Raw genomic sequence first — 15,318 nt, forward strand, 5'->3', positions numbered from 1 at the left:
CAAATTGTCTTCTGAAATTATATTGACACAATTCAAAGTTCATGAAAAGATTTTTCCAAAATGGGGAGTCATGTATGTCTTTGGGCGAATCCAACGCTCACGCTGAGGTCGTGGAAATCAACAACCCGGAGGGATCCGGTGTTGCGTTGATCTTGTGCGAGCACGCCAGCAATCACATTCCTGATGCCTATTCTGGGTTGGGACTGCGGGCCGAGGATCGCGACAGCCATGCTGCATGGGACCCCGGCGCACGGAACATTGCACTGTATCTAAGCGAAGTCCTGAATTCACCCATGGTGGCAAGCCGGGTGTCGCGACTGGTTTATGACTGCAATCGCCCTCCCGAAGCGGCATCAGCCATGCCCGCGAAGTCTGAACTGATCGAAGTGCCCGGTAACCAGAACCTGACTGCGACGCAGCGTCAGGCGCGAACCGACGAGATCTATATCCCGTTCTGTGATACTGTCAGCGATGTGGTTCAGGCGCGCAAAGCCGCAGGATTGCAGACCATTCTGATTACCATTCACAGCTTTACCCCGGTCTATTACGGCCAGCAGCGTGCGGTTGAGATTGGCATTTTGCATGATGACGACAGCGCCATGGCGGATGCCATGCTGGCCCATGCCGATCTGCTGCCAAACCGTCTTGTCGAGCGCAATGAACCCTATGGCCCACAAGACGGCGTCACCCACTCATTGCGGATCCACGGTCTGGCCCACGGTCTGGCCAATGTGATGATCGAGGTGCGCAACGATCTGGTGCGCACGCCAGAGGAAGAAACCGCAATGGCCGAAGAGCTATTGACCCTGATCCAGCCCGCGCTGGCAGATCTGGCGCAACAAGGGGGCGACAATGCCTAGAGTGATAACCGGATATATCCGCGGCGTGGACGCGATGAACCGATTTATCGGCCGGATCGCCATGTACCTGATCTTTGTGCTGGTTGGCGTGCTGTTGTGGTCGTCGATTTCCAAGACATTTTTCTATCCGTCGATCTGGACGCTTGAGACTGCACAGTTTGTGATGGTGGCCTATTACATCCTGGGCGGACCTTATTCGATCCAGATGGGATCTAACGTGCGGATGGATCTGTTTTATGGCGGCTGGTCAACCAAGACCAAGGCCTGGATTGATGCCTTTACCGTGTTGTTCCTGATCTTCTATCTCGGCGTGCTGCTGTACGGCGCGGTGGGATCAACCGCCTATTCCATTGGCTATTTCGGGGTCGAGCCGTTCTCGTTCTTCTGGGATCTCTTCAAGACCTTCCTGACCGAAGGTGTGACCGGAGCCAGCGAAAAGCTCGGCTATCTGGAACGCAGCCCAACCGCTTGGCGACCCTTCCTGTGGCCGGTAAAATCCATGCTTTGCGTCGGTGTCATCCTGATGCTGTTGCAAAGCCTTGCAGAACTGTTCCGGGATATCGGACGTCTTCGTGGAGTTGACCTCTGATGTCATATGAATTGATCGCAATCCTGATGTTCAGCGGCATGATGCTGATGCTGATGACCGGCCAACGGGTGTTTGGCGCCATCGGCTTTATCGGAGCCGCTGCTGGTATGGCCCTGTGGGGCGTCGGCGGGTCGGATATTCCATTTGCCGCAGCGATGAAGCTGATGAAATGGTATCCAATGCTGACGCTGCCGATGTTCATTTTCATGGGCTACGTGCTGTCAGAATCGAAAATTGCTGACGACCTGTACAAAATGTTCCACGTCTGGATGGGACCGGTCAAAGGTGGCCTTGCCATCGGCACCATCGGCTTGATGGTTCTGGTGTCTGCTATGAACGGTCTGTCAGTTGCTGGTATGGCCATCGGCGCCACCATCGCCCTGCCCGAGCTGTTGCGCCGGGGTTATGACAAGGTTCTGGTGACCGGTGTTGTTCAGGCCGGATCGTCGCTTGGCATTCTGGTGCCGCCGTCGGTGGTGCTGGTCCTGTATGCGATGATCGCACGCCAACCCGTAGGTCAGCTGTGGCTGGCGGGTGTACTGCCGGGGCTGATGATGGCGACCATGTTCATCATCTACATCTATCTGCGCGCCCGTATTCAACCGCATCTGGGGCCAGCCATGAAGCCCGAGGATCTGGCCGAATTCGAACAGATTTCCGACCATCCGCTGCGGTTGAACTACATTGTTCTGGCTGCGCTGATCCTGCTGCCTCTGCTGGCAATGACTGGCCTGTCCGATGCCAAAACCACTGCCGGAATTGCGCTGGCTGCTGCGGTTGGGTCCTTTGCCCTGCGCCACAACCCGATGTTCTTCAAAGACATCTTTATGAAAGAAAAGCACCGGTTGCTGTTCTCGGGTGTGCTGCCGCTGGCGATCTTTGCCGCGATGATGGTGCCCTTTGTCAACGGCTGGACCTCGCTGGTGGAAAGCTCGGCCATTGGGGCGATGACCGCCTTTGTGGCGGCGGTTCTTAAGGGTCGGATGAACAAAGAGGTGTTTGAAACATCCGTCCGTTCGACACTGGGCATTTCCTGCATGTTCATGTGGATCATCTTGGCCGCGCTTGGCTTTGGAGCGATCTTTGACGGTCTTGGCGCGGTCAACGCGATCAAGGATCTGTTCACCAGCCAGCTGGGTCTGAGCCCTTGGATGATCCTGATCCTGATGCAGGTTAGTTTCCTGCTGATGGGCACTTTCCTGGATGACACCGCCATGCTGGTGATTGTGGCACCGCTCTATGTGCCGCTGGTGGGCGAGCTGGGCTTTGACCTGATCTGGTACGGCGTGCTGTACACCATCACCACGCAGATCGCCTATATGACACCGCCGTTTGGCTACAACCTGTTCCTGATGCGGGCGATGGCCCCACCCGAGATTTCGCTGCGCGACATCTACGTGTCGATCATCCCCTTTGCGCTGATCATGGTTTCGGCCCTCGCATTGGTCATGATCTTCCCGCAGATTGCCACGTGGCTACCTGACTACGTTTACGGAAAATAATCCCAAAAAGAGCCCCGCCAGGGGGCCGCATTCTTAACAAGGAGAAATGACTATGACGACAAGACGTAAGTTTTTAGCCGCAGCTGGCGCTGGTGCAGTTGCTGCACCACTGGCAACACCTGCCATTGCTCAGTCCACCATCAAGTGGCGCATGCAGACCTATGCGGGTGCATCACTGGGTGAGCACGTGATCAAGCCGGCTATCGACATGTTCAACAAGATCGCAGGCGACCGCATGCAGATCGAACTGTTCTATGCCGATCAGCTGGTCCCAACGGGTGAGCTGTTCCGCGCCATGCAGCGCGGCACCATCGACGCGGTTCAGTCCGACGATGACTCGATGGCGTCACCAACCGAAGTCACCGTGTTTGGCGGCTATTTCCCGTTTGGTTCGCGCTACTCGCTCGACGTGCCTGTGCTGTTCAACCAGTACGGCCTGAACGAGATCTGGGACGAAGAGTATTCCAAGGTTGGCGTCAAGCACATCTCGGCTGGTGCATGGGATCCGTGCCACTTTGCCACCAAAGACCCAATCCGGTCCTTGGCTGACCTGAAGGGCAAGCGCGTCTTTACCTTCCCAACTGCTGGTCGTTTCCTAAGCCAGTTCGGCGTTGTTCCTGTGACACTGCCATGGGAAGACATCGAAGTTGCGGTACAAACAGGCGAGCTGGACGGCATTGCATGGTCCGGTATCACCGAAGATTACACCGTTGGCTGGGCTGACGTGACCAACTACTTCCTGACCAACAACATCTCGGGCGCTTGGGCTGGTTCTTTCTTTGCCAACCAGGGCCGTTGGAACGAGCTGCCAGAAGACATGCAGACCCTGTTCCGTGCCTGCTGTGACCAATCACACTACTATCGTCAGTGGTGGTACTGGGGTGGCGAAGCTTCCCTGCGGGTCAACGGTCCGAAAATGGAGCTCACCTCGATCCCTGATGAAGAGTGGAAGACCGTCGAAGACGCAGCGGTCAAGTTCTGGGACGAAATCGCAGCCGAGAGCCCCACAAAGGCCAAAGTTGTCGAGATCTTCAAGAAGTACAACGCCGACATGCAGGCGGCTGGCCGCCCTTACCGTTACGGCTAAGACTGACTACATATCATCGGAGTTGGCCCCACGTGGGCCAGCTCCCTTCATTGACAATTTCCGGATGCAAATTGATTGCCCGGCCTAACATTACAAAGGTTGCTCATGCTTTCCTTCGACACGCTTAAAGAACAGGTTGCCGATGGCACCGTTGATACCGTTCTGGTCTGCCTGGTGGACATGCAGGGCCGCCTGATGGGCAAACGCTTCCATGCTGGTCACTTTGTGGCTGGCGCCTGGGAAGAAACCCATTGCTGCAACTACCTGCTGGCCACTGATCTGCAGATGGCCACACCCGATGGTTACGAATCCACCAGCTGGGAACGCGGCTATGGCGATTACGTCATGAAGCCCGACCTGTCTACGCTTCGCCCAGTGCCATGGCTGGAGGGCACCGTGATGGTGCTCTGTGATGTTCTGGATCACCACACCCACCAAGAAGTCCCCCACTCGCCGCGTGCGATCCTGAAGAAACAGGTTCAGCGTTTGCAGGCCATGGGGTACGAGCCGATGACCGCCACCGAGCTGGAATTTTTCCTGTTCGAGAAGAGCTTTGACGAGATCCGCAAGTCGGGCTACCGCGATCTGGAGCCGATTTCTGGCGTCAACGAAGATTACAACATCATGCAGACCTCGCGCGAGGAACACGTGATGCGCCCAATCCGCAACCACCTGTGGGATGCGGGCCTGCCGATCGAGAACTCCAAGGGCGAGGCCGAAACCGGCCAGGAAGAGCTCAACATCAAATACGCCAATGCGATGAACACGGCTGAATATCACACTATCGCCAAGCACGCGATCAAGGAGATCGCGCATCAAGAGGGTCACGCGGTGACTTTTCTGCCCAAGTGGAGCCACGACAAAGTTGGATCCTCTAGCCACGTGCACCAGTCACTGTGGAAAGATGGCGCCCCTGCGTTCTTTGATGAGAGCGACCCGCTGGGCATGTCACCTCTGATGAAGAACTATATGGCAGGCCTGCTGAAATACGCGCCTGACTATACCGCCTTTATGGCGCCCTATATCAACAGCTACAAACGCTTCATGAAGGGCACCTTTGCCCCGACCCGGATCATCTGGTCGGTGGACAACCGCACCGCAGGTTACCGCCTGTGTGGTGTAGGCTCCAAGGCGATCCGTGTTGAATGCCGCATTCCGGGGTCCGACATGAACCCCTATCTGGCAATGGCTGGCATGCTGGCCGCGGGGATTGCCGGGATTGAAGAAGGTCTGGAGTTGCAAGAGCCATCCAAGGGTGACGTCTATCAGGGCAACACCGGCATGATCCCGGGCACTCTGCGCGATGCAGCGGCCACGTTGAAGGGGTCCGAGATGCTGCGCGCAGCTCTCGGTGACGACGTAGTAGACCACTACACCCGCGCGGCTGAGGTCGAGGTCGAGGACTTTGATCGCGTTGTGACCGACTATGAAATCGCCCGCGGTTTCGAACAGGTCTGATTGAATTCATAATCCCACCGCCAGCTACCTGTAGGGATTGTCTGGCGGTGGTTTAGGAAAAACTTTGAAGAGTGAAACAGGGCAATTGCTGCCCCTGAAGCTGGAGGTTTGGCAATGGGCCAGACACTGAAATGTATCTCGCCGATCGATGGATCGGTCTATGCAGAACGCGATACCCTGTCGCAAGACACGGCGTTTGCCGCCACCGACCGTGCCCGCGCGGCACAGGCGGCCTGGGCAGCCCGCCCACTGGCGGAACGCACCGAACTGGTGATGGCCGGTGTTGCGGCAGTTGGTGCGATGAACGATGAGATCGTTCCAGAACTGGCCCATATGATGGGTCGCCCGGTACGCTTTGGCGGCGAGTTTGGTGGCTTTAATGAGCGTGCCAGCCATATGGCCAGCATCGCTGAAGAGGCTTTGGCCGATATCGAGGTTGGTGAAGACGCCACGTTCAAGCGTTACATCAAGCACGTGCCCCACGGCGTGGTGCTGGTGGTTGCGCCGTGGAACTATCCATACATGACCGCGATCAACACTGTGGCCCCTGCCCTGATTGCAGGCAACACCGTTGTGCTGAAACACGCCACGCAAACCCTGCTGGTAGGCGAGCGGATGGCAGCAGCCTTCCACAGTGCGGGTGTGCCCGAAGACGTGTTCCAGAACGTGTTCCTGGACCACGACACCACGTCTGAGCTGATCGCCAAGAAGGCGTTCAACTTTGTCAACTTCACCGGATCGGTCGGTGGCGGCAAGGCGATGGAACGCGCTGCGGCTGGCACCTTTACTGGTGTAGGCACCGAGCTGGGCGGCAAAGATCCGGGCTATGTCATGGAAGACGCCGATCTGGATGCAGCTGTTGATACGCTTATTGATGGCGCCATGTTCAACTCGGGCCAGTGCTGTTGTGGGATCGAGCGCATCTATGTGCACGAAAGCCTGTATGATGCGTTTCTGGCCGAGGCGATTGACATCGTCAAAGGCTACAATCTGGGCAGCCCGCTGGACGAGGAAACCACCATTGGCCCGATGGCCAACGTGCGCTTTGCCCAGGAAGTGCGTGATCAAATTGCCGAAGCTGTTGAAGCAGGCGCAGTGGCCCATATCGACACTATGGCCGAGGATGACGGCGGCGCCTATCTGACGCCACAGATCCTGACCAACGTGACCCACGACATGCGCGTCATGCAGGACGAAAGCTTTGGCCCTGTGGTTGGCATCATGAAGGTGTCATCGGACGAAGAAGCCATCGCGCTGATGAACGACAGCCAGTTTGGCCTGACCGCATCGCTGTGGACGCAGGACGTGGACCGCGCGCAAGCGGTTGGCGACCAGATTGAAACCGGCACCGTGTTCATGAACCGGGCTGACTATCTGGATCCGGGCCTGTGCTGGACCGGCTGCAAAGACACGGGTCGCGGTGGCGGCCTTTCGGTGATCGGGTTCCATAACCTGACACGCCCCAAATCCTACCATCTAAAGAAGGTGACAAGCTGATGAGCCTTGTTGGAAACTGGTCCTACCCGACCGCAATCAAATTCGGCGCTGGCCGGATCAAGGAACTGGCAGACGCCTGTGCTGCTGCAGGCATCAAAAAGCCACTGTTGGTCACAGACAAAGGGCTGGCAAGCCTGCCTGTAACCCAGTCGACGCTCGACATCATGGAAGCCGCCGGTCTGGGCCGCGGCATGTTCTCGGAAGTTGATCCCAACCCAAACGAGAAGAACCTTGAGGCTGGCGTTACCGCGTATAACGAAGGAGGTCATGACGGTGTGATTGCCTTTGGCGGTGGATCCGGTCTGGATCTGGGTAAGATGGTTGCCTTTATGGCGGGTCAAACCCGTCCGCTGTGGGATTTTGAAGACATTGGCGACTGGTGGACCCGCGCGGATGCCGACGCCATCGCGCCGATCATTGCCGTGCCAACCACTGCCGGCACCGGTTCCGAAGTGGGCCGTGCCAGCGTGATCACCGACAGTGTCACCCACGCCAAGAAGATCATCTTTCACCCCAAGGTACTGCCAACGGTGGTGATCTGTGACCCTGAACTGACCGTGGGCATGCCCAGGTTCATCACTGCTGGCACCGGTCTGGATGCCTTTGCTCACTGTGTCGAGGCGTTCTCGTCCCCACACTACCACCCAATGTCACAGGGCATCGCGCTAGAAGGTATGCGTCTGGTCAAGGACTACCTGCCGCGCGCCTATGCCGATGGCACCGACATTGAAGCGCGTGCGCAGATGATGTCAGCCGCTGCGATGGGCGCCACTGGTTTCCAAAAAGGGCTGGGCGCTATTCACGCCATGAGCCACCCGATTGGCGCGGTGTTCAACACCCACCACGGCACCACCAATGCGGTCTGTATGCCCGAAGTGCTGAAATTCAATGCTAGCGCCATTGCTGATCGCTTTGACCAAGCGGCTGCCTATTTGGGCATCGACGGCGGCTTTGACGGCTTCCGCGCCTATGTGGACGAACTGAACGACAGCATGGGCATTCCACGCAAGCTGTCTGAGTTGGGCGTGACCGAGGCCAGCATTCCAGAGCTGGTCAAAGGCGCGATCATCGACCCATCCTGCGGCGGCAACCCAGTTGAGCTGACCGAAGCAAACCTTACAGAGCTGTTCAAAGCAGCCCTGTAACGACCCAGGCCACTCACGGCTATAGCTCCCTGGCCTTAGGCTGGGGGGCTTTTTTGTTTTCAGGATCAATCAAATGAGGGCTGCGCCCGACCGAGGTGGGTGCGCATGCACCCGCCTGGGGGCGGGCGCGTGCAGCCCGGTGTTCCACCGGGAAATCGCAATCTCTTTGAAAGACGTACTAAAGAGACGCACCTAGACTGATGGTCGGGCGCAGGACCTCTAGCACCGAATCCATATCACCCTTGGCCTCGCGCGCTTGCAGAATGATCTGCGCGGCGCGTTCGCCGATCTGTCGGCGGCAGGCGTCGGTGGTGGCCAAATCTAGTGGTAGCCCCTTCAACAATTGAAGATTGTTGAACCCCGCCAGTGCCACATCTCCGGGCACCGATACGCCCTCGGCCAGGCAATGCATCAGGCCGCCCACCGACATCACATCGCTTGAGTAGTAAATACACTCCAGATCAGGATTGCGCTGCATCATGCTGGCGGTAAGTTGCCGACCTGTTTCAATCGAGGAATCCCCGGAATAAAGCTCTTGGTCGTGCAGGCTCATGCCCTGCGCCGCCAACCCATCGACAAAACCGTCAAAGCGTTTTCGGGCGCGGAAATCCTGCGGCATCTTGGTGCCGATAAAGCCGATGCGACCATAACCGCGCGACAAGATCAGTTCGGCCATGTCGCGACCGGCCTCAAGATGAGAAATACCAACGCAGTGCCCCACCGGATCGCCGTCGACATCCATCACCTCGACCACTGGGATATCTGCCTGTTGCAGCATTTTGCGGGTCGGCTCGCTGTGTTCCAGCCCGGCCACAATCAGACCCGAAGGCTGCCAGCTAAGCATTTCACGGATAACTTCTTCTTCTTCCTCAAGATCATAGCCGGTGATCCCGACAACGGGTTTCAGCGGGCTATCTTTAAGGGTGGCGGAAATACCTGACAGCACCTCAGGGAAGACAAAGCTGTTGAGCGACGGCACCACCACCGCCACCAGGTTGACCGACTGCGACGACAGCGACCCGGCAATGCGGTTAGGAACATAACCGTGAAGACGGGCAATCTCGACAACCTTGGCCTTGGTCTTTTGTGACACATCCGGCGCGCCGCGCAGTGCCCGCGAGGCCGTCATTTCGCTGACCCCCGCCAATTGGGCCACATCTTTGAGCAATAGTTTTTTCGTCATGGCCATATTCTCAACTACTCCGGCAGTGATCACAAGGAGGTTCCCCACCATATCAGGACTTGATTTTCGCACCCGTTAGCGATAACGATAGCACAACCGTTATCGATAACGAAGTTGATAACAGACTCGAGCACCCTCGTCGGAGTTTAAAATGACCCTGAAAATTGCAATCAATGGTTTTGGACGGATCGGCCGTGGCGTATTGCGCGCGCTGATCGAAAATGACACCCGCGACATCGAAGTTGTTGCGATCAATGATCTCTCCCCGCCCGAAACGCTGGTGCATTTGCTGAAATACGACAGTGTGCATGGCCGTTTGCGGGCCCCGATTTCATTGGCCGATGGGGTGCTGAAGATTGGTCGCAACAGCATTCAGCTGACCGCGATTCGTAATCCCGAAGAGCTGCCGTGGCAGGATGTCGACATTGCCTATGAATGCACCGGGCTGTTCACCACCCGCGATTCCGCTGCGAAACATCTCCAAAATGGCTCTAAGCGGGTGCTGATTTCGGCACCGGGCAAAGAAGTGGACCGTACTGTTGTCTATGGCGTCAATCACAATGATCTGACGGCGGATGATGTGATCGTTTCGAACGCATCCTGCACCACCAACTGTCTGGCCCCGATGGCCAAGGTGCTGGACACTGCATTTGGCATCAAGACCGGTTATATGACCACCATTCATGCCTTTACCGGCGACCAGCCAACCCATGACACCAGCCACAAGGATCTGTATCGGGCCCGCGCGGCCTCGGTTTCGATGATCCCAACCTCGACCGGGGCGGCCAAGGCGATTTCTGAAGTGCTGCCACATCTGAAGGGCCGCCTGGAAGGCTCGGCGATCCGGGTCCCTACCCCCAATGTGTCGCTGGTCGATCTCAGCTTTGTGCCTGAGCGTCCTGCCACGGCCGAGGCGATCAATCAGGCTATACAAGCCGCTGCTGAGAGCGATCTGGCCGGTATTCTGGCCTATGAAGAGGACCCAATGGTGTCGATCGACTTCAACCATGATCCTCATTCGTCGTGCTTTGCCGCCGCGCAGACCAAGGTGACCGAGGACGGGCTGGTGCGGGTTGTGGCCTGGTATGACAACGAATGGGGCTTCTCAAATCGGATGATCGACACTGGCCGCCACATCGGCGCGCTGATGCAATCTCAGAAACTATCGCTGGCCAGCTAGATCCACCACACAGCTTCTTTTTCTGTCTCTCTTCCTGTGACCAACTGCCCGCAAGCCTGTGCTTGCGGGTTTTTTCTTTGGTTTATAGGCACCCGATGGCGATAACATACATATTTGCGGCACCTTTAGTATTTTGAAATTAAACAATTTATTTGCGCGAGATCAAAGTTGCTGGACCACAAGCGGGAGTATCCCGGTTGCGAAGAAACAATATTGGGCCCTCCGATGGTACCCCCCCGCGCAACCAAACAATCCAACCCGCACAAGCGACGCCCTACCCCTGCATGGCTGTGCGCTGTGTTGGGAATTTGTGCGCTGGTTTTGCAGCTACTTTCGCCTGTCTATGCAGGCTCGGCCAGTGCCGGGGAATGGATGGAGATCTGTGGCAGCGATGGCCCCACACTGATGCGGGTAGACTTGTCGGATGACGAGTCACCAGATTGCCCGGACTGCGGTGAGTGCAAATTCTGCACCACCCTGACCTTGTCCAGCGCAGTATTCCCGTCGACCCAACATCAGGTGAGCATCCACAGCGCGCCGCTCACATTTGGGAAATCCGATATCAGTGTCGCGGCGAACCCGGCCCATTTCTGGCCAGACAACCGCGGACCGCCGGTGCACACCAAGATTTATAGCGACAGCATCTGTCGCCCATCCATTGACGAAACTCTTAGCAAAGGAGGTGCGTCATGGACTTAAGACGCGCGATCCCGAGCCTCGCAAAAACACTTGCCTGCCTCCTCGTAACCACTCTTTTCATGGTCGCCTCGAACGCCAAGGCCGATAGCCTTGCCAGCTTTCTTGCCGACCTGTCCCCTGCAGAATTAGCCCCCGGAGCCGAGACCTTTGGCCCGGTGTCACCGGACACCAAAGTTGCCCCTGTCCTGAAGGATGGCAAACCTGTGGCCTGGGCATTCCTGACCTCTGATTTTGTCGGCACCACCGGCTATTCCGGCAAGCCCATCCATGTTGTCGCTGCAATTGACAGTGACGCGGTGCTGACTGGTGTGAAACTGGTCAAACACTCGGAACCGATTATCCTGATCGGCATCCCAAACTCCAAAATGATCGCCCTGACCGAAGGTTATGCTGGCCTTGATCTGAAAGCCGAAGCCGCCACTGGTGGTGAAGCCCATGATCTGGACATCATATCCGGTGCCACCGTGACCATCATGGTTATCGACGACAGCCTAGTGCGGGCAGGTATCAAAGTCTCGCGCCTGCTTGGTCTGGGCGGGTTGTCGCCACAGGTTGCTGATGGTCCGAAACGCGAAGTCGATATGGCGCAAGAAGCGACTTATGACTGGTCCGCTTTATCCGGTGACGGATCGGTGCGCCGCCTGACCTTGGACATTGGCCAGATCAACTCCGCGTTTGAGGCTACCGGTGATGCGCGTGCCGCAAAACGGCCAGAGCCGGGTGAACCCGACGATACCTATATCGACATGCACATGGCGCTGGTTTCGGTCCCTTCTATCGGTCGCAGCCTGTTAGGCGATGCCGAGTATCAGAACCTGACCGAGTGGCTGGAGGACGGAGAACAAGCCATTCTGGTATTGGGTCGTGGGGCCTATAGCTTTAAAGGGTCCGGCTATGTGCGCGGTGGTATCTTTGACCGTATCCAGCTGATCCAGGGCGACAACTCGGTTCGTTTCTTTGACAAACAGCAACGTCGTCTGGGCGATCTGGCCACTGCTGACAGCCCCAGTTTTGCTGAGTTGGACATCTTCAAGGTCCCAGCGGATGCTGAGTTTGACCCGGCTGAACCCTTCCGCCTGCAACTGCTGGCCCAACGAGCTGTTGGCGCGGTTGAGAAGACATTCCTGACTTTTGATCTGGGCTACAAACTGCCCGAGCAGTACCTGCTGCCGGTTGCGGCCCCTGTCATTGTCAACAGCGACACAGATGAGGCCGCCGCCAAATCCGCGCTATGGCAGCGGATCTGGAAAGACAAGACCGTTGAGATCGGCATCTTGGGCATCATGCTTTTGGTTCTGACTGGGGTCTTCTTCTTCCAGTTCCATGCAACCATGAATGCCAATGTGTTCTACTGGTTCCGCATTGGCTACCTGAGCTTCACCCTTGTTTTCCTGGGCTGGTACGCAAATGCACAGCTGTCGGTGGTCAACCTGATGGCCCTGGCCGGTAGCCTGCGCAGTGGCTTTACCTGGGATGCTTTCCTGATGGATCCGCTGGTATTCATCCAGTGGTTTGCCATCGCCGCTGCCCTGCTGTTCTGGGGTCGTGGAGCGTACTGTGGCTGGCTGTGCCCGTTTGGCGCGCTGCAAGAATTGCTGAACAAGGCAGCGCGCGCGCTGAAGGTGCCGCAGTGGACCCTGCCCTGGGGCCTGCACGAGCGCCTGTGGCCGCTGAAGTACATGATTTTCCTTGGTCTGTTTGGTCTGTCGATGGTGTCGATGACACTGGCCGAGACCTATGCCGAGGTGGAACCGTTCAAGACCGCGATCATCCTGAAGTTCGTACGCGAATGGCCCTTTGTCATCTTTGCCGTGCTGCTGCTGGTTGCTGGTCTATTTATCGAACGTTTCTATTGTCGCTATCTGTGCCCGCTGGGTGGCGCACTGGCGATCCCCGCCCGTATCCGCATGTTTGACTGGCTGCGCCGCTACAAGGAATGCGGCAGCCCATGTCAGACCTGTGCCAACGAATGCCCCGTTCAGGCCATTCACCCAACTGGTGAAATCAACCCGAACGAGTGCGTCGACTGCCTGCATTGTCAGGTTCTCTATCAGTCCGAAAGCAAGTGCCCGGTGGTGATCAAACAGATCAAACGCCGCGCCAAGGTTGGCGCTGCCGACATGAAAATGCCCATCGGACAGCCACCGGCGAACCACCCGAACGCCAAAAAATCACTCGTTTCCTGAAGGAGAAACACAATGTCAGAACAAGACAACAACCTGAATGTCACCCGTCGTGGCCTTTTGGGTGCGACAGCGACTGGCGCCGTCATGGCAACAGCTGGTGTTGGCGCAACCCTGATGTCCGCCAAAGAGGCAAGCGCTGCGGCCAAAGCCGCACTGGAGCCAGGTGAACTGGATGACTATTACGGTTTCTGGTCCTCGGGTCAGACCGGCGAGCTGCGCATCATGGGTGTTCCATCCATGCGTGAATTCATGCGCGTTCCTGTGTTCAACCGCTGTTCGGCCACTGGTTGGGGTCAGACCAACGAATCCAAGAAAATCCTGACCGAAGGCCTGCTGCCGGAGACCAAGGAATTCCTGGCGGCTAACGGCAAGGAAACATATGACAACGGTGACCTTCACCACCCACATATGTCGTTCACCGACGGTGTTTATGACGGTCGTTTCCTGTTCATGAACGACAAGGCCAACACTCGTGTGGCCCGTGTGCGCTGTGACGTGATGAAGTGCGACAAGATCATCGAGATCCCCAACGCAATGGACATCCACGGTCTGCGTCCACAGAAATTCCCACGCACCGGTTATGTCTTTGCCAATGGTGAGCACGAAGCCCCGCTGGTGAATGATGGTAAAATTTTGGACGAGCCATCGGAATATGTGAACATATTTAGCGCCATTGATGGCGACGAGATGGAAGTGGCATGGCAGGTGATCGTCTCGGGTAACCTCGATAACACCGACTGTGATTATCAGGGCAAATATGCCTTCTCGACCTCGTACAACTCGGAAATGGGTATGACCCTGGCCGAGATGACCGAGAGCGAAATGGACCACGTTGTTGTGTTCAACATCAAGGCCATCGAAGAAGCTATCGCTGCGGGTAACTACGAAGAGCTGAACGGTGTGAAAGTGGTTGATGGCCGCAAGAACGCGGGTTCGAACTTCACTCGCTACATTCCGATCCCGAACTCGCCACACGGTGTGAACGCTGCGCCTGACAAAAAGCACATCATGATCAACGGTAAGCTGTCGCCAACCGTATCTGTCATTGATGTTGAGAAAGTCGACGCGCTGTTTGCGGATAACGCTGATCCACGTTCGGCTATCGTTGCTGAGCCAGAGCTGGGCCTTGGTCCTCTTCACACTGCGTTCGACAACAAGGGCAATGCCTACACCACACTGTTCCTGGACAGCCAGGTGGTGAAGTGGGACATCCAGAAGGCAATCGACCTGTTTGCAGGCGCGGATGTTGATCCGATCCTCGACAAAGTCGACGTGCAGTATCAGCCGGGTCACAACTCGACCTCGATGGGTGAAACTGCCGATGCTGATGGCCAGTGGCTGATTTCGATGAACAAGTTCTCGAAAGACCGCTTCCTGAACGTTGGTCCGCTGAAGCCTGAAAACGAGCAGCTGATCGACATCTCGGGTGACAAGATGAAGGTTGTCCACGATGGTCCAACCTTTGCCGAGCCACACGACAGCATCATTGTTCGCCGTGATATCGTGAACCCGGTCAACGTCTGGGACCGCAACGACCCAATGTGGGAAGATGCGCGCATTCAGGCCGAAGCTGATGGTATCGATCTGGAAGAAGGTGCCGAGGACATCATCCGCGACAAGGATGATCCAACCAAGGTGCGCGTCTACATGACCAGCCAGGCGCCTATGTTCTCGATGGAGAAATTCACAGTCAACCAGGGTGACGAAGTAACAATCTATGTCACCAACCTGGATGACGTGGATGATGTGACCCACGGTCTGTGTATGGCCAACTTTGGTGTCGCCATGGAAATCGGCCCAATGGCAACCGCATCGGTTACCTTCATTGCTGAACGCCCCGGTGTTCACTGGTTCTACTGCCAGTGGTTCTGCCACGCGCTCCACATGGAGATGCGCGGTCGGATGATGGTCAAACCTCGCGAGGCTTAAGAA

General features: G+C 56.8%; 12 protein-coding genes. 11 read left to right on the forward strand and 1 reads right to left on the reverse strand.

The window, feature by feature from the left end:
- Positions 1-74 precede the first annotated feature (74 nt).
- From AC2T28_RS18330 to AC2T28_RS18360, 7 genes are all read left to right on the forward strand, one after another.
- Complete coding sequence (locus AC2T28_RS18330) at positions 75-860, forward strand: N-formylglutamate amidohydrolase (protein WP_486750094.1); 786 nt, start codon at positions 75-77, stop codon at positions 858-860.
- The gene (locus AC2T28_RS18335; protein ID WP_486750095.1) at positions 853-1,449 is read left to right on the forward strand and encodes a TRAP transporter small permease subunit; all 597 of its coding nucleotides are present in this window, start codon (positions 853-855) and stop codon (positions 1,447-1,449) included. The genes AC2T28_RS18330 and AC2T28_RS18335 overlap by 8 nt, the downstream gene beginning before the upstream one ends.
- Complete coding sequence (locus AC2T28_RS18340; RefSeq protein ID WP_486750096.1) at positions 1,449-2,951, forward strand: TRAP transporter large permease; 1,503 nt, start codon at positions 1,449-1,451, stop codon at positions 2,949-2,951. Before AC2T28_RS18335 ends, AC2T28_RS18340 begins: the two co-directional genes overlap by 1 nt.
- A gap of 52 nt (positions 2,952-3,003) precedes the next feature.
- Positions 3,004-4,038: a TRAP transporter substrate-binding protein gene (locus AC2T28_RS18345; protein WP_486750097.1), complete on the forward strand. Its 1,035-nt coding sequence runs from the start codon at positions 3,004-3,006 to the stop codon at positions 4,036-4,038.
- 105 nt (positions 4,039-4,143) lie between these two features.
- Positions 4,144-5,496: a glutamine synthetase family protein gene (locus AC2T28_RS18350; RefSeq protein ID WP_486750098.1), complete on the forward strand. Its 1,353-nt coding sequence runs from the start codon at positions 4,144-4,146 to the stop codon at positions 5,494-5,496.
- A gap of 114 nt (positions 5,497-5,610) precedes the next feature.
- Positions 5,611-6,993, forward strand: a complete 1,383-nt coding sequence (locus tag AC2T28_RS18355) for an aldehyde dehydrogenase family protein (RefSeq protein WP_486750099.1) — start codon at positions 5,611-5,613, stop codon at positions 6,991-6,993.
- Positions 6,993-8,138: an iron-containing alcohol dehydrogenase gene (locus AC2T28_RS18360; RefSeq protein ID WP_486750100.1), complete on the forward strand. Its 1,146-nt coding sequence runs from the start codon at positions 6,993-6,995 to the stop codon at positions 8,136-8,138. Before AC2T28_RS18355 ends, AC2T28_RS18360 begins: the two co-directional genes overlap by 1 nt.
- Positions 8,139-8,316: 178 nt before the next feature.
- On the opposite strand, the gene AC2T28_RS18365 is transcribed toward AC2T28_RS18360, so the two are convergent.
- Positions 8,317-9,321 (reverse strand): LacI family DNA-binding transcriptional regulator, encoded by a 1,005-nt coding sequence (locus tag AC2T28_RS18365; protein WP_486750101.1) that lies wholly within the window; start codon positions 9,319-9,321, stop codon positions 8,317-8,319.
- A gap of 151 nt (positions 9,322-9,472) precedes the next feature.
- On the opposite strand from AC2T28_RS18365, the gene gap reads away from it, so the two are divergent.
- The 4 genes from gap to nosZ all read left to right on the forward strand — a co-directional run bounded on the left by gap (position 9,473) and on the right by nosZ (position 15,315).
- Positions 9,473-10,501 carry a type I glyceraldehyde-3-phosphate dehydrogenase gene (gene gap, locus AC2T28_RS18370; RefSeq protein ID WP_486750102.1) on the forward strand — a complete coding sequence of 343 codons (1,029 nt, stop codon included), beginning with the start codon at positions 9,473-9,475 and terminating at the stop codon, positions 10,499-10,501.
- Between the two features lie 225 nt (positions 10,502-10,726).
- Entirely contained in the window at positions 10,727-11,200 is a 474-nt protein-coding gene (locus AC2T28_RS18375) for a DUF2946 family protein (protein ID WP_486750103.1), read from the forward strand.
- Positions 11,191-13,386, forward strand: a complete 2,196-nt coding sequence (locus tag AC2T28_RS18380) for a 4Fe-4S binding protein (RefSeq protein WP_486750104.1) — start codon at positions 11,191-11,193, stop codon at positions 13,384-13,386. Before AC2T28_RS18375 ends, AC2T28_RS18380 begins: the two co-directional genes overlap by 10 nt.
- A gap of 12 nt (positions 13,387-13,398) precedes the next feature.
- Positions 13,399-15,315 carry a TAT-dependent nitrous-oxide reductase gene (gene nosZ / locus AC2T28_RS18385; protein ID WP_486750105.1) on the forward strand — a complete coding sequence of 639 codons (1,917 nt, stop codon included), beginning with the start codon at positions 13,399-13,401 and terminating at the stop codon, positions 15,313-15,315.
- Positions 15,316-15,318 lie beyond the last annotated feature (3 nt).

The organism is Parasedimentitalea nitratireducens, from assembly GCF_057444295.1.

Excerpts from the sequence above, each read along its gene's own strand:
- AC2T28_RS18365 (WP_486750101.1), bottom strand. The coding sequence starts at position 9,321 with ATGACGAAAAAACTATTGCTCAAAGATGTGGCCCAATTGGCGGGGGTC.
- AC2T28_RS18335 (WP_486750095.1), top strand. The coding sequence starts at position 853 with ATGCCTAGAGTGATAACCGGATATATCCGCGGCGTGGACGCGATGAAC.
- nosZ (WP_486750105.1), top strand. The coding sequence starts at position 13,399 with ATGTCAGAACAAGACAACAACCTGAATGTCACCCGTCGTGGCCTTTTG.
- AC2T28_RS18380 (WP_486750104.1), top strand. The coding sequence starts at position 11,191 with ATGGACTTAAGACGCGCGATCCCGAGCCTCGCAAAAACACTTGCCTGC.
- AC2T28_RS18355 (WP_486750099.1), top strand. The coding sequence starts at position 5,611 with ATGGGCCAGACACTGAAATGTATCTCGCCGATCGATGGATCGGTCTAT.
- AC2T28_RS18345 (WP_486750097.1), top strand. The coding sequence starts at position 3,004 with ATGACGACAAGACGTAAGTTTTTAGCCGCAGCTGGCGCTGGTGCAGTT.
- AC2T28_RS18350 (WP_486750098.1), top strand. The coding sequence starts at position 4,144 with ATGCTTTCCTTCGACACGCTTAAAGAACAGGTTGCCGATGGCACCGTT.
- AC2T28_RS18330 (WP_486750094.1), top strand. The coding sequence starts at position 75 with ATGTCTTTGGGCGAATCCAACGCTCACGCTGAGGTCGTGGAAATCAAC.
- AC2T28_RS18375 (WP_486750103.1), top strand. The coding sequence starts at position 10,727 with ATGGTACCCCCCCGCGCAACCAAACAATCCAACCCGCACAAGCGACGC.
- gap (WP_486750102.1), top strand. The coding sequence starts at position 9,473 with ATGACCCTGAAAATTGCAATCAATGGTTTTGGACGGATCGGCCGTGGC.
- AC2T28_RS18360 (WP_486750100.1), top strand. The coding sequence starts at position 6,993 with ATGAGCCTTGTTGGAAACTGGTCCTACCCGACCGCAATCAAATTCGGC.
- AC2T28_RS18340 (WP_486750096.1), top strand. The coding sequence starts at position 1,449 with ATGTCATATGAATTGATCGCAATCCTGATGTTCAGCGGCATGATGCTG.